The organism is Plantactinospora sp. B24E8 (assembly GCF_039871735.1).
Lineage (GTDB): Bacteria > Actinomycetota > Actinomycetes > Mycobacteriales > Micromonosporaceae > Plantactinospora.
Genome location: NZ_JBDPMH010000009.1, coordinates 178,441 through 193,181 on the forward strand (window position 1 = coordinate 178,441; position 14,741 = coordinate 193,181).

11 protein-coding genes are annotated in these 14,741 nt (G+C 70.8%); 6 read left to right on the top strand and 5 right to left on the bottom strand.

Annotated features, from left to right (window positions below):
- Positions 1-411: 411 nt before the first annotated feature.
- A complete protein-coding gene (locus ABGB21_RS16750; RefSeq protein ID WP_347651854.1) occupies positions 412-1,623 on the bottom strand; it encodes a helix-turn-helix transcriptional regulator in 1,212 nt (403 codons plus the stop codon).
- An 84-nt stretch (positions 1,624-1,707) separates the two neighbouring features.
- On the opposite strand from ABGB21_RS16750, the gene ABGB21_RS16755 reads away from it, so the two are divergent.
- The 5 genes from ABGB21_RS16755 to ABGB21_RS16775 all read left to right on the top strand — a co-directional run bounded on the left by ABGB21_RS16755 (position 1,708) and on the right by ABGB21_RS16775 (position 8,729).
- A complete protein-coding gene (locus ABGB21_RS16755; RefSeq protein WP_347651855.1) occupies positions 1,708-2,250 on the top strand; it encodes a flavoprotein in 543 nt (180 codons plus the stop codon).
- 379 nt (positions 2,251-2,629) lie between these two features.
- Positions 2,630-5,758: a DUF3427 domain-containing protein gene (locus tag ABGB21_RS16760; protein WP_347678445.1), complete on the top strand. Its 3,129-nt coding sequence runs from the start codon at positions 2,630-2,632 to the stop codon at positions 5,756-5,758.
- Positions 5,759-5,863: 105 nt separating this feature from the next.
- Entirely contained in the window at positions 5,864-6,934 is a 1,071-nt protein-coding gene (locus ABGB21_RS16765) for a sigma-70 family RNA polymerase sigma factor (RefSeq protein WP_347678447.1), read from the top strand.
- A 75-nt stretch (positions 6,935-7,009) separates the two neighbouring features.
- Positions 7,010-7,816: an alpha/beta hydrolase gene (locus ABGB21_RS16770; RefSeq protein WP_347651858.1), complete on the top strand. Its 807-nt coding sequence runs from the start codon at positions 7,010-7,012 to the stop codon at positions 7,814-7,816.
- A 184-nt stretch (positions 7,817-8,000) separates the two neighbouring features.
- The gene (locus ABGB21_RS16775; protein WP_347678449.1) at positions 8,001-8,729 is read left to right on the top strand and encodes a hypothetical protein; all 729 of its coding nucleotides are present in this window, start codon (positions 8,001-8,003) and stop codon (positions 8,727-8,729) included.
- Positions 8,730-8,776: 47 nt separating this feature from the next.
- Here ABGB21_RS16775 and ABGB21_RS16780 read toward each other — a convergent pair whose 3' ends face one another.
- From ABGB21_RS16780 to ABGB21_RS16795, 4 genes are read right to left on the bottom strand one after another with little or no spacing between them, the layout of a single operon-like run.
- On the bottom strand, positions 8,777-10,183 hold the full coding sequence (locus tag ABGB21_RS16780; protein ID WP_347678451.1) for an AAA domain-containing protein: 1,407 nt from the start codon (positions 10,181-10,183) through the stop codon (positions 8,777-8,779).
- Positions 10,180-11,700 carry a hypothetical protein gene (locus tag ABGB21_RS16785; protein ID WP_347678453.1) on the bottom strand — a complete coding sequence of 507 codons (1,521 nt, stop codon included), beginning with the start codon at positions 11,698-11,700 and terminating at the stop codon, positions 10,180-10,182. Before ABGB21_RS16785 ends, ABGB21_RS16780 begins: the two co-directional genes overlap by 4 nt.
- 31 nt (positions 11,701-11,731) lie before the next feature.
- Positions 11,732-12,892, bottom strand: coding sequence for a hypothetical protein (locus ABGB21_RS16790; RefSeq protein ID WP_347651862.1), 1,161 nt, complete (start codon positions 12,890-12,892; stop codon positions 11,732-11,734).
- A complete protein-coding gene (locus ABGB21_RS16795; protein ID WP_347678455.1) occupies positions 12,889-13,836 on the bottom strand; it encodes a hypothetical protein in 948 nt (315 codons plus the stop codon). Before ABGB21_RS16795 ends, ABGB21_RS16790 begins: the two co-directional genes overlap by 4 nt.
- Positions 13,837-13,951: 115 nt before the next feature.
- On the opposite strand from ABGB21_RS16795, the gene ABGB21_RS16800 reads away from it, so the two are divergent.
- Positions 13,952-14,737, top strand: a complete 786-nt coding sequence (locus tag ABGB21_RS16800; RefSeq protein WP_347678457.1) for a permease-like cell division protein FtsX — start codon at positions 13,952-13,954, stop codon at positions 14,735-14,737.
- Positions 14,738-14,741 lie beyond the last annotated feature (4 nt).

A 14,741-nucleotide genomic window follows, 5' to 3' on the forward strand; every position in this document is an offset into this window, starting at 1 on the left:
CATCTTCGAGAGCCGCTGCGTAAATCTCGGCCGCATGCCGCTCAAAAAGTGCGGTCAACCGCCGCTGCCTCCAGCGTTTCCAGATGCCCACCTAACGCTCCACAGATCAAGGGGCATGGCGGCCGAGCCTGACCAGCGCCGACCGTCACACCCGGCTGGGAAGGCCGGGACCGCTGCACGGGGGGGACCGCACCGATCCCGGCCAGGGCGGACGCGGCGCGGCGATATTCGATGCTGACGAAGGTCGTGCTACCGCGTCCGATCGGGGCGGTCACGGCGGGACGAACAGCTACGCAGGCAGCTACACCATTCGGCCTGCGATGCGACTTCTTCGCCGCGACCGTGCGACCACGTTAGATGCCCGAAAGTAGGCGAAGGGGTACAGCACGTACCCGGTTACGACATGTTCCCCTATGGAGTCAGACCCACCCGTTGAGCGAGATCCACCGCCTCGGCCCGGATCGATGCCGGAGCCTCGTTCACCAGGCGGTCGAGCATGTCTCTCGCGGCCGGGCTGTACCGAACCGTCTCCGGCGAGGTCACGTCCGCCTTGTGCAGCAGATGAAGCGTCGCCTCCCTGGCACCTTCCAGGTCGGCACTGCGCGCCAACTCCACATAGTGCCGGCCGCGCCGCTCGGTCGACGGGATCGACGTGGGGTCGAGCGAGTGCGCCCGGCGCTGCGCCTCGTCCGGATCGCCCAGATCAACGGCACACATCACCGCGTAGACCTCAACCAGTGGGCGAGAAACCCGGGTACGCAACCCGACGAAGTCGGCCGGCAATATCCGGTGCACCACCTCGCGGGCGATCTCCCAGTCCGACCAGGCCCCCTGATCTCCGGTACGGGCCCGGGTAAGCGCCATACAGAGGTGCAGGTCGGCAAGCATCTCGGCGCACTCGGTCGGGCCGTCCGCCACTCGGGTTTCGATAAGCGCCCGCGCCTCACCGAGGCGGGCCAGCGCCTCGTCACCGCGACCGACAGAGCGAAGCAGGTGAGCCGCGTACCAGCTCGCCTGGGCGATGGCGAGCGGATCGTCCGCGTCCAGGGCTGCGGTCATCCCCCGGTCGACGGTCAACCAGCACAACTCGCGGTCCCCGTGCCAGGCCAGGAACGCCTGGGCCAGGTGGTACACCTGGGCCAGCATGGCAAGCGACTGTCGGCGTTCCGTGCCGCTGTGCAGCCGAACCGCCCGCTGTGCGGCGTCCAGTAGACCCGGCAGGATGGCGCCGGCCTCGGATCGCTGGTGCCGGGACGTGTGCCAGGTCTGCCACGCCGAGTCGACTGCACCTCGGAGGTAGTCGGGCGAGGCTGGTTCGCCGGTGACGTTGACGTGCCAGGCGGTCAGGGCACGACGGACGTCCTCGACGCTGGGATGACCGGGTCGGACGTCGAGGGAGAGCGTGACGGCGGGCCCGAACAGGTCTCCGAGGTCGCGTACGCCGAGGTGCGGCGCGATCTGCTGGGCGGCCCGAAGAGTCAGTGAACGCTTGCCGTTCTCGATGAACTTGACGGTGGTTGGAGAGAGGCCGGCGAGGCCGGCAAGCCGTTCCCGGGAGAGACCCGCCGCGCGGCGAAGGCGCTCGACCCGCTTGCCGGGAGTGGGCTCGGTCTGGTCCGTCATGGCGCACCTCACCGCGTTGGGTACATCGTGTACCCAGACGGTACGCCTATCGATCCGTAACTGCTACGTGCTGAACTTGCTGGCATGAGCGAGCGACGGTCCGTGCTGTGTGTCGTGGTGTGTGCCGCGCCCCCGGCCCAACAGATCGGCGAGCTGGTCGATCTTCTTCTCGAAGACAACTGGACGGTATGCGTCGTTGCCACCCCGACGGCCGCGACCTGGATCGACACTGAGGCATTTACCAACCAGACTGGCTACCCAGTGCGATCGGCCTGGCGGCGGCCGGGCGCGCCGGGCGCGCTACCCGACGCGGAGGCGCTGCTGGTCGCGCCCGCCACCTTCAACACGATCAACAAGTGGGCGCTCGGGATCAGCGACAACTTCGCCCTGGGCGTCCTCAACGAGATGCTGGGGCTCCGGGCCCCCATCCTCGTCTCCCCGTACGCCAAGTCGGCGCTCACCACCCATCCCGCGTACCCGCACCACGTCCAGGTCCTCCAGAAGGCGGGGGTCCACTTCACCCCCACCGAGGCACCACGACCGTCGTCGCCGGACGCCCGTTTCCGCTGGCCCGAGTTGGTCGAAGACGTACGCCGGCTACGCCGATCAGGAGAGCTGACGCCCTGACGGTCTCCAGAAGGCGCGCATCCGCGACGACCAGGAGGTCGCTCGGGCAGATCGGGTATTGGCACGGTGTATCAACGAGGCACACCAGGCCCTGGACAGGGAGGTATAAAGGCCATGGGCGAGGTTGGCAGTTGGGCCGCTATGCGGGAGCGGCGCATGGCTGAACCGGGCGCCGAGCAGGCGTACGAGGCGACACGGCTGGCTTTCGAACTCGGCCGCGCCGTACACGAACCTGGAAAGCGCCAGTCGGAGCCAGAGGCAGCTGGCGAAAGAGTCCGGAAGAACGCAACCGGCGGCGGCCCGGTCCGAGGCCGACGGGACGTGAGACACGCCGACACGGGGGATTCCCGCCTGTGCTGGACGGGCTACTCTCGCCCGGGTGACGGAGTTGGCACCCGGGATCCACGAACGGTTGGTCACCAACGAGGTGGCGAGCCAGCTCGAACAGATCAAGGCCGACCTGGTCCAACGGGACAGGCTCGATCCGGCTGACGCCGACACCATCCTCACCCGGCACATCGCCGGCCTGGTGCGGCGGGCGTTGCGTGCGGCCGGCGGCAGCGACGACAACGAGCGGCTGTCCCGGCAGGTCGACATGGCCAACCGCATCGCCGAGAGCATCGCCGCACTCGAACCCCAGGCCGCCACCGACGACGACCAGGTGGCGAAGGCGCACCAGCAGCTTCTCACCGCGATCGCGAAGCCTCCGACGCTGCCGGCCACGCCGCACTTTCCCGCCCGTCCGGCCACCCCGCTGTCAACGGGCGCCCTGCTGGTCAACGGTCGGCACCAGCCGCGGATCGGCCACGAGGTCAACACCGAGATGGCCTCCGCGGACCGGGTCGACCTGCTCTGTGCCTTCATCACCTGGCAGGGCGTACGTATGCTCGAAACCTCGATCCGCGAGCTGATCGAGCGCGGTGGCGAACTCCGGGTGATCACCACGACCTACCTTGGCGCGACCGACCAACGCGCCGTCCACCAGCTCGCCAAGCTGGGCGCGAGCATCAGGATCTCGTACGAGACCAGGACCACCCGGCTGCACGCAAAGGCGTGGCTGTTCCACCGCGAGACCGGGGTGACCACCGCGTACGTCGGCTCGTCGAACCTGTCCCGGGCCGCCCTGGTCGACGGCCTGGAGTGGAACATCCGGGTCTCCGGCCTGGAGCAGCCGTACGTCATCGACACGTTTGAGACGACGTTCGCGGACTACTGGAATGACCCGGCCTTCGAGGAGTACGACCCGGCCCGGGACGCCGAGCGGTTGAAGGCGGCACTGCAGGGCGAGCGTCGGCAGCGGCTACCGCGCGGCGAGCGGCTGATCGACACCGTCGAGGCAAACGTCGAGATCGCCAACATCGACGTCCACCCGTACGGCTACCAGCGGCTCATCCTCGCTGACCTCGAAGCCGAGCGGCTGGTCCACGACCGGCACCGCAACCTGGTGGTGATGGCCACCGGCACCGGAAAGACCGTGGTCGCCGCCCTCGACTACCGGCACCTGCGGGCCGAGGGTCGGGCGAAAACGCTGCTCTTCGTCGCTCACCAGGAGCAGATCCTCCGGCAGAGCCGGTCGGTGTTCCGGCACGTGCTGCGCGACGGCACCTTCGGCGAGCTTCTGGTCAACGGTGAGAAGCCGAGCGAATGGCGGTACGTCTTCGCCTCGGTCCAGTCCCTGCACCGGCTCGGCGACGAAGACCTGCCCCCGGACCGCTTCGACATGGTGATCGTGGACGAGTTCCACCACGCGGAGGCGCCGACCTACACCCGACTGCTGGCGCGGCTGCAACCACGTGAACTGCTCGGGCTGACCGCGACCCCGGACCGGGCCGACGGTCAGAACGTTCGGCACTGGTTCGACGGCCGGACCGCCGTCGAGCTGCATCTCTGGGAGGCGTTGGAACGGCAGCTTCTCGCGCCGTTCCAGTACTTCGGCGTACACGACGATGTTGACCTGTCGAACCTGCGCTGGCGGCGGGGGCAGGGCTATGACCAGGGCGAACTCAGCAACCTCTACACCGGCAACGACGCGCGGGCCGCGAAGGTCCTCCAGGCCGTACGCGACAAGGTCGAGGTCGGCCAGATGCGGGCGCTCGGCTTCTGCGTCAGCGTCGCCCACGCGGAGTTCATGGCGACATCGTTCAGCCGGGCCGGCGTGCCCTCGGCTGCCGTCACCTCGAAAATCGACCCGGCCGACCGGCGCCGGCTGATCGACCAGTTCCGTGCCGGTGAGCTGCTGGTCCTCTTCACCGTCGACCTGTTCAACGAGGGTGTCGACCTGCCGATGGTCGACACGATCCTGCTGCTGCGGCCCACCGAGAGCGCGACCATCTTCCTCCAGCAGCTCGGTCGTGGCCTGCGCCTCGACAAGGGCAAGGCCTGCCTGACCGTACTCGACTTCATCGGCGGGCAGCACGCCAACTTCCGGTTCGACCTGCGGTGGCGGGCGCTGACCGGGGTGAGTCGCCGCGCCCTGACCGAGGCGCTCATCCAGGATTTCCCCCACCTGCCCAGCGGCTGCCACATCGAGCTGGACCGGGTGGCCAAGGACGTCGTACTGGCAAACCTTAGGTCGGCGCTGCCCAACTCGACCAACAACCTCACGAATGAACTGCGGGAACTCGGAGACGTCAGCCTCGGCACCTTCCTACGGGAAACCGGCGTCGAGTTGGCGGACCTGTACCGCCGCCGGACGATCGGTGGCTGGGCCGGCCTCCGCCACCGGGCCGGCCTGGGTCGGGGTGAGCCCGGCCCGGATGACGCCATCCTCGGCGCCGCGATCGGCCGGATGTTGCACCTGGACGACCCGGATCGGATCAACCTGCTCCGCCGGGTCGCTGCCGGGGAGCGCCCAGCTCCGGGCCGGCTGGCCAACCTGCTGCACGTCGCGCTCTGGGGCAACAAGATCCCACTCGACCGTACGGAGGAAGGGCTGCGCCGACTCTGGGAGCACCCGGACCGGTGCGCCGAGCTGGCAGAGCTGGCCGACGTGCTGCAGGAGCAGATCCACCGGGTCACCCACGGACCGGTCTCGTCAGCCGTGCCGTTACGGGTGCATGCCCGATACAGCCGGGACGAGGCGTTGGCCGGCTTTGGTGTGCCGAACCCGACCCAACTCCGTGAAGGGGTGAAGTGGGTCCAGCAGGAGCGGGCCGACCTCTTCTTTGTCACGCTGGTCAAGGCCGAACACCACTACTCGCCCACCACCATGTACGCCGACCGTGCCATCACCGAGCGGCTCTTCCAGTGGGAGTCACAGAGCACCACCTCGGCCGCCTCCCCGACCGGGCAGCGCTACATCCGGCACGCCGAGCAGGGCTCGACCGTGCACCTCTTCGTACGTGAAACCAAGGTCAAGGACGGCGACCTGGGCGTTCCGGCGTACCTGTACGCCGGCCCGATGACGTTCCGGTCCTACACCGGCGACCGTCCGATGCGGGTCATCTGGGAACTCGACCGTCCCCTCCCACCCGACGTGTACGCCGCCGCCCGCGCCATCGCCGCCTGAAGCCCGTCGATGATCTGAGCACGATGGACCTTATACGGTCTGGATAGGGGCCATAGTGCTCAGATCGTCAGCGCCGCAACCGCACGTGGCCGATCACAGCGGCTGGTGTGTCGCCCGGCGCGGAGGGATGGTGCCGTGGAAGTGGAGTTGGAGCCGTACCGGGTCGAGTTGACCGGCTACTGCTACCGGATGCTCGGCTCGCCGTTCGAGGCGGAGGACGCAGTCCAGGAGACCCTGGTCCGGGCCTGGCGGAACCGGGACCGGTACGACCCTGACCGCGCCCCACTCCGCGCCTGGCTCTACCGGATCGCCACCAACATCTGCCTGGACATGCTGCGCGGCGCCCAGCGTCGAGCCCGCGCGGTCGACCTCGGCCCGGCGGCCGGACCCGGGGCCGACCTCGGTCCACCACTGCCGGAGTCTGCCTGGCTGCAACCGGTCCCGGATGGTCGGGTGCTACGACTCGACGGCGACCCGGCGGAGGTGGCCGCCGAGCGCGAGACGATCCGGCTGGCGTTCGTCGCCGCGCTGCAGCACCTGCCGCCCCGGCAGCGGGCGGTGCTGATCCTGCGTGAGGTGCTCTGCTGGCAGGCCGACGAGGTGGCCGGACTCCTGGACACCACGGTCGCCTCGGTGAACAGCGCGCTGCAACGGGCCAGGGCGACCCTGCGGGCGACGCCGCCCGCCGAGCCGTACCGGCCGCTCGACGTCAAGCAGCGGCATCTGTTGGCTCGCTACTGCGACGCCTTCCAGCGGTACGACGTCGAGACCCTGGTGTCGCTGCTGCACGAGGATGCCACCACCTCGATGCCGCCGTTCGCCTGGTGGCGATGCGGCCGGGCCGAGATCCGCGAGATGCTGCGCGCGGCCGGCAATCCCTGTGCCGGTGCCCGGTTGGTGCCGACCGTCGCGAACGGCACACCCGCGTTCGGCCAGTACCGGCCGGCCGGCGACGGGACCGGCTACCGGCCGTTCGCGCTGGTTGTCGTCACCATCTCGGCCGGGCTGATCACCGAACTGACGACGTACCTGAACGCCGACCGGCTCTTCCCGGTCTTCGGCCTGCCGGCCGGCCTGTCCAGGGAGGCATGTCCAGCAGGGCCGCATGTTCAGGAGAGCCGCATGTTCAGGTCCGACGACATGACTGAGAGGCATGATTATGACTCCCAGTCATAACAGTCAACCACCAAACAACTTCCCGCACAGCGCCATCTCACCGATGAGTTTCCGGCCGCCGCCCCGTAGTAACCGGTGAACACCGTCTACGAGGGGAACGACAAGATGGCCGACTACCTGGACGTCAACGGCGTACACATGTGGTTCGACGAGCGGGGCGCGGGCGAACCGCTGGTACTGCTGCACGGTGGGCTCACCGACAGCCGCTGCTTCACCGGCAACCTGGACCGGCTCGCCGACCGGTTCCGGCTCCTGCTGCCGGAACGTCGGGGCCACGGCCACACCGCCGACGTACCGGGGCCGATCACGATCGAGCTGATGGCCCAGGACACCATCGGCTTCGTCGAGAAGACCGTCGGCGGGCCGGTCCGACTGGCCGGCTACAGCGCCGGCGCGGCGGTCGCGCTCCAGGTCGCCGTACGCCGCCCCGAACTGGTCGACCGCCTGGTGCTGGTCAGCGGCGCCTACCGCCCCGACGGCATGCTCTTCCGGCCGACCGCCGACAGCACGCCACCGGCCCCGCTGCTCGCCGCGTACGCCGAGGTGTCGCCTGACGGTGCGGACCACTTCCCGGTGGTCATCTCGAAGATCGCCCGGGCGGTTGACGAGGAACCCGGGCTGGAACCGGCCGACCTCGAGGCTGTCACCTGCCCCACCCTGGTGATGGCCGGCGACGACGACCTGGTGACGCTGGAACACACCGTGGCGTTGTACGAAGCGCTGCCGAACTCGCAGCTCGCGATCGTCCCAAACGCCTCCCACCTGCTGTTGCAGGAGAAGCCGGAGTTCTGCGCCGAGTTGGTCGCGGACTTCCTGAGCAACGATCACCCGCCCACCTGGATGCCGATCCGGCGCGCCGGATCAGCGCCCAGCGCCAGCTGAGCACTCCGCGGTGCCGGGCGCGCCGCCGTGGCCCGGCTACCGGACAGATCGAGGGATGACGCGGGCGCCCGAGGTGGGGCAGGATGATCCGGACCCTGGCCCGGCCCGCGCCCGTTGGCCAGGCAGGAACTTCCCGCGCACGGGAAGGATCCGCGCCGCCGAACCACACCGCCGGAGGCCCCTGATGCTCGACGACATGCGCGATCTCCGGGCCGCGGTGGCCGGATACCGTACGGCGGCGACCGCTGCCGGCCTCGCCTGGCCGGTGCCGGCGGAGTCGCCGGCCGGGCAGCCGCCCGAGCTGGTCTACCGGCTCTTCGGGGTGGACCGGGTGCCCGAGCAGCTGGCCTGGTTGACCTCCCAGGGAATGCACGAGCACCGGCTGCTGCCCAACGGCGGATGGGTCGAAGCCTGGCCGACCGGGGGTGAGCCGCTCGACCTGCTGAGCCTCTCGATCGGTACGCCTTTTCCCTGGCGACAGCAGATGCCGCTGTTCCACTTCGAGTACATCTTCTACACGTTTGTGCTCGCGGGTGAGCACGAGGGCGAGATCTGGCGCTACGAGCTTCCCCCCGACACCCTCGACCTGGCGGTTCGTGCCGCCCCCAGCGCGGCTGCGCTGTTCACCGAATGGACGAGGGGAATCGCCGCCGGGGTGGTCGCCCACGACCGGACGAACGGGTGGCTCCAGGTCGGTGGCGGCAGCGCGAGCGTCGGGAGGCTCCTGGAGCGGGACCTCGACCCGCTGGCCTTCCCGGTCTCCCTGGTGGACGAGCCGCTGGTAAGGATGCGGCAGCGTGAATGCGGGGTCGACATGGCCCGGGTCGAACTGGCCCACGGCGACGAGGGCTTCGACTGCTTCGAGGAGCTGTCCGACATCGTCCAGGCAACCCGCGCCTCGCTCGGCGTGTGACCGGTGCCGGCCCTCCCCTGCCGGCGCCGACCACACACGGCTGCCGGTCAGCCGGCGACGACCTGCCGGCCGTCCAGGTAGGACATCACCGCCTGGTTGGCCTCCCAGCCGTCCGGGAACTTCACCGGTACGTTCAGGTGCACCGGCTCGGTCGACGGGTGGGCGTCCAGCAGCTCGCTGATCCCCGCCCTCGCCACCACCACACAGGCGTGCCGGTGCCGGGACGCCAGCACACACAGCCGCCCCGCCTCCAGGTGGAATCCGGTCGCGTCCCGCCGTCCCGACAGCGGGTGCAGCACGATGGTGACGTCGTACTCCCGGCCCTGGAGGCGGTTGGCGGTGTCGACGGTGATCCCGGCACCGGCCACGCCGAGCCGGGCGCGGATCGCCGCGACCTGGTCGCGGTGCGCGGCCCCGATCGCGATCCGGTCCGCGGTCACCGGAGCCCCCTGCGGCGTACGCTCCGAGACCGCCACCGCGCCCCGTTCCAGTAGCCGCAATCCGAGTTTGGCGCAGGCCGCCGCCGCCTCCGAGTCGGTACGTAACGTGTGCCGGGCCGGCAGTTCGTAGAGTGCCCAGCCGGTCGCGGCGGCCAACTCCAGCGCCTCGTCCACCGGCCCGCCACCGAATCCGGCGGTGGTGAACGACAGTGACCGCTGCTCCGCCGTCGTCCCGGCGGAGAAGCCGGTGAACGGATAGAACGCCTCGGCCACCACCGGGGCCGCCGAGGCGGGCAGCCGCCACGACACCGGCAGCCGGTGCACCGGCAGGTCGGGATTGTGTCGCAGCAGCGCGGCCACCGCCGACTGCATCGGGTCCCAGGTCAGTCCGAGCCAGCGTTCGGTGTCCACTGTGGAGAACGGGTCGAGCTGGCCCGGGTCGCCGACGAAGAGGGCCCGGTCGAACCGGCTCGCCACCCGCAGCAGCGCGTCCGAGCGCATCTGGTACGCCTCGTCGACGATCGCCCACGGCCAGCGGCCCTCCGAAACCATCGCCCACTTCGCGGCCGTACCGATGATCACCGACGACGCACCGAGGTCGGCGACCTTGGCGGCGACCCGGACCGTCGAATAGTTCTGGATTCGCTCGCTCGCCGAGTAGTCGTTCGCCGACAGTCGCCCGATCGGCAGCTCCGGCTGCGCCTGGGCGAGCCGTTCGATCAGGTCGTCGACCTGCTCGTTCGTCTGGGCGACCACGATCAGCGGCTCACCGGCCTGGGCCAGCTCGCCGGCTGCCTTCACCACCAGCGTCGATTTCCCGGCGCCGGGCGGCGAGTCGACCACCACGCCCCGGTGTTCCCCGTCGTGCAGGTCGGCGAGGACGGCGGCGACCGCCCGGTCGGCCCGTACTCCGGGCGGCTCCGCCGCACCGGGGTCGAGGCTGGCGCGCGGCGCCACCACTCCGAGATTCCGCGTACCGGGCAGCACCCAGCGCTGTGGCGGCGACGTTGTCATGCCCACTCCTCCCGGGCGTCGTCGGCGGTCGGCTCGACCGGCTCCTCGTACGCGGTCGGCGGGCCGCCGTGGGTCCACGGCGTCTGTTCCCGGTCCGGGAACTCGCCCGGCGGCATGAAGCCGTCGGAGAGTGTGGTGTAGCAGAGCCGGTTCCCGACCTCCGGCACGCTCCCCGGTGCCGGGGTCAACGCCCGGCCGAGGCCGCCGGTCAGCTCCAGCACCAGCTCGGTCCCCTCGGACCCGTCCGACGCCGGGTTGACGAAGACCACCCGGGCCTTCTGCTGCGGCCGGTCGGGGGAGAAGACCGCCGCCCCCGGGATGATCTGGACCGGGTCGCTGGTCCGGAGCATGATCCGGGGACGCAGTACCCGCCGTTTGCCGCTGTCGTCGATCCGGTTCGGGTCGGCCAGCACGACGGTGCCGACAAACGCCTCGCCGCTCAGCCGGTGGTCGGCCATCACCAGCGGATCGTCGTACGCCCGCTGGACCGCGTACGACTGCAGGGCCCGTTCCAGCCGGTGCAGCCGGGTCGCGGCGGTGACCGCCCCGTCCCGACGCGGCTGGGGGAAGCCGCCCTCCTCCAGGTACAGGATGAAGTTGGTGAACGCGTCCCGGTCCTCGGCCCAGCGCTGCTCCACCCGCCCGCCCGGCGGCAACGCCCGGAGCAGGTCCAGCCCCTGCCACATCAGCCGCCACGTCGGTTCGAGCTGCGACCGGAGCGCGTCGGCGAGCACGTCGGCGGCGCGGGCCCGGCGTACCGGGTCGTCGGCCGCCTCCTCGTAGTCGGCGATCGCCGGCGCCAGCACCTCGTTGTCGAACGTCGGGTCGGTCAGCGGGCCGGCCGGCGGCCAGCTCACCGGGTCCTCGGCCAGCGCCGCCGCCTCCGCCCCGGTCAGCCCGGGTGGCGGGTCGATCCAGCCGAGCAGCGCCGGCAGGTGGTTGTCCTCCAGCGGGGACTGTCCGGTCGCCCAGTGCGCGGTCAACGCCTCGGTGAGCCCGAGCAGCAGGCAGGAGCCGGGATGTTCGGCCCGGTCGGCGAGGAACGTCAGCCAGCGGCCGAGCACCGGCACCGACGGATGCACCGGATAGTCCCCGTCGGTACGCCGGAACCGGGTCGACCGGCCGAAGAGCCGGATGAACTGGATTCCGGTCGAGTTCGGCACCAGCAGCTGCGGCGCGTCGACGTACCGGTGCCGGACCTCCTTGCCCCGGTTGACCGCGACCGCCTCGGCGACTCCCCGGAAGCCTGTCAGGTAGGGCAGGACGATCCCGGCCAGTTCGGCGGCGAAGCCGAACCGTTGGTCACGGTTGCGGGGCTGCGGTACGAACAGCAGCCTAGGGCTGTCCCGGTCGGTGCCGACCAGCGCGGCGAGCGGGGCGTTCGCCTCACCGGCCATGGCCAGCGGGATCACCACCAGCGGCCGGGCGCCCAGGTGCAGGTGCCGGACGGTGGTGGTCCGCTGGGCGCGTCCGGCCGCGACCGCCTCGGCCCGGGCCAGCGCGGTCAACGTACTCATCCGGCCGGAGTCCCGATCCGCGCCGACGTGGTCATGCCGGCGCCCCGGCCAGGACCTCGGCGCGCAGCCGGGCGGCGGCCCGCAGCAGCGCGGCGGCCTCCGCCTGCTCCTCGGCCGGTTCCAGGGTCTCACCGGCCAGCCCGAGCACGGTTTCCACGTGTTCGATGCCGCCGAGCGCCTCCCGGGTCGACGGGCCGAGTGCCGCCGTGCAGCCGCGTGCCTCGTCCCGGCAGAAGTACGCCAGTTCACAGACGGCCAGGCAGTCCGGCGCGTACCGGGAGTCGACGGCCCGCAGCGCGTCGGCGACCGCCGCCGGCTCCCGGGTCGGGACCCCGGCCGCGTCCGGCGCCAGGTCGAAGCTGAGGTCCGCCGGCAGCGCGGCCAGCAGCTGGTCGACCTTTGTCATCCGGCTCAGCTGCCGGCGCAGCACGGCCATCTGCTTGCGTACGTCGATCAGCACCGCGGTCGGCTGGTTGGAGAAGTCCCGGGGGCAGACCAGGATCACGTCGTGCGAGACGATCTCCGGGTCGAATCCGGCGCTGGCCAGCAGTTCCCGCATCGCCAGCACGTAGACCGCCGACTGGATCGCCGCCGAGGAGACCTTTCCCGCGTCGGCCTGCCCGTCCACCACCGCGAACGACTTGATCTCGACGACGTGGAACCGGCCTCCCGCCTGGAAGGCGATCAGGTCCGGTTCGAGGTAGACCGGCTGCCCGGCGACGTCGATCCGGAGCAGCGGATGGTCGAAGAGGGTGCCGGCGTCGTCAGCCCCGGCGGCGGCCCGGGTCAGCAGGGCCCGGGAGCGGGCGTACCGGACCTCGGCGCTCTCCTTCTCCCGGCCGGTCACCGACTCCAGGTCGTCGTACGCCACCTCGGGAATCGGCAGTCCGAGCCGTTCCCGGAGCAGGGCCAGCAGTTCGGCGGCGCCGTTCGCCTTCACCTGCGCCTCGAACGCGTTGCCCCGGGCGATGGCGAACCCGGACTGGCCGAACCGGGCCGGGAAGTCGACGTACGCGGCCAGCCGCTGCTTGTCCACTCCCGCACAGTCGAGTACGGCCCGCCGGGCACAGCCGGGATTACGGGTGAGCGCGGCGATGGTCCGGGCGTTGTGCCGTTTCGGTGCCGTACCGCCCCGGATCGCGGCCAGCCGCTCGGTGGTGCCGACTCCGGTGCTGGTGATGCTGCTCGTCATGCCGTCCTCGTCTCCCTGACCCGGTCCAGCGTGTGGCCGAAGAGTTGCGCGACGTCGTCGAGGTGCCGGCGGGCCCGGTCGGCCGCCGCCGCCCGGTGGGCCCGGTCGGCCTCGGCGTGCACCTCACGCTCGTGCTCGGCAGCTTCGATGATCACCCTTGTGTCCACTGTGCCGGGTATCTGCCCGGCCGACGCGCCGGGGATGTTGGTGGCGAACCGCCACAGCAGCCGGGTCAACTGGGGGTTCGGCTGTGGCATCCGGGCCGCCCGCTCGGCGATCCGGACCGCCGCGGTGAGGAAGTCGACCCGGGGACTGAGCGGGCCGACGATCCGCCGTTCCAGCGGCCAGGTGGAGACCCCGAAGAGGCCGCGCGCCGGCGTCAGGTGGTCGGCGGTCAGCGCCGCGCAGAGATAGTACGGCCGCGAGTGCCGGGCGGTCTCGTACGACCGTCGCTCGTCCCGGCGCAGGTGGGTGAGGCGGGCCGGGGCCAGGCCGTGCCCTCCGCCGTCGAGCCCTCCGCCGTCGAAGAACGCCTCGTGTACGTCGGCGATCAGTTTCGACGCGGCCGGTACGCAGAGCAGGGTCAACGCGTGGTGCACCTGCTCCCGGACCGGCAGCAGCGAGCCACCGGCGCCGGCCCGTCCGGAGCGCGTCGAAGCCGTTGCCCGGGCGGCCTGCGGCGAGCCGGTCGCCCGGGTGGACCGCGACGAGCCGGCGGCCCGGCCGGCCTGCCCGGGCACGGCGGCGGGAGCGGCGGGCTCGGAGACGGCGGGCTCAGGGGCGTCGGCGAGGTCGGTGATGGCCTGCTCCCAGGCACGTTCGGCGGCCCGCAGTTCGGCCCGGAGCGCCCGGGTACGCGGATTGTCCCGAGCCACCACGGCACGACGTACCTCCGCCCGGAGGGCGTCGATCCGCCGTTCCAGCACCTCCACGGACTCCGCCATGAGGCGTGAGCGTACAAGTTCCAGTCTTTTCCAGCAAAGACCCCTATGTCCGCGTGTCGCACCCGGGGAGTTATCCGATGTCCCGGATAGACGGCCTCGACTACCGTTCCGGGCCATGTGGAAAAAAGCTTCTGCCGTACTGGTGGCGGCCCTGCTCGGTGCCGGCCTCGCCGGCTGCACCCCGGACGGTCCCCCGACCGAGCCGGCGGCCCCCATCTCGGTCTTCCTGACCGAGGACGTCACGGAGCAGCAGAAGCAGGCGATCGAGGCGCGGCTGCGGGCCGTACCGGGCGCGACGGAGGTCAGGTTCGAGTCCCGGGAGCAGGCGTACCAGCGGTTCAAGGAACTCTTCAAGGACCGGCCGGAGATGCTCGCCCAGGTCAACCCGGAGTCGCTGCCGGAGTCCCTGATGCTGACCGTGCGCGACCGGGCCGCGTTCGACCGGGCCGCCGCCAGCCCGCTCCGTACCGAACTGCTCGCCCTGCCAGGCGTGGACGACGTCGTTCTCCCCGGCAAGCCCGGTGACGGCGCGGTGAGCGAGTGTGTCGATGCGCTGCCACCGCTGCAGGGTGTCTCGCCGAACGAGATCTGGGTGGTCCTGACCGACGGTGCCGACGAGGCACAGCAGCAGGCCATCCTGGCGAGACTGGAAGCCTTCCCCGGCGTGACCGGGGTGGTACGGGAAACCCGCGCGCAGGCCACCGACGGGCTCCGACAGCGGTACGGGCTGAACGCCGACGAACTCGCGGAACTGACGAAGCTCCGGCCTGACCTGCTCCAGTCGCGACTGCGGGTGACGCTGGCCGACGCCGCCGCCGTCACACAGGTCACCGGATCCGACCTCGACGACGACCTGTGCCGTACCCCGTGGGTCGAGCGGGTGCTCATCCCACCCCGATAGCTGG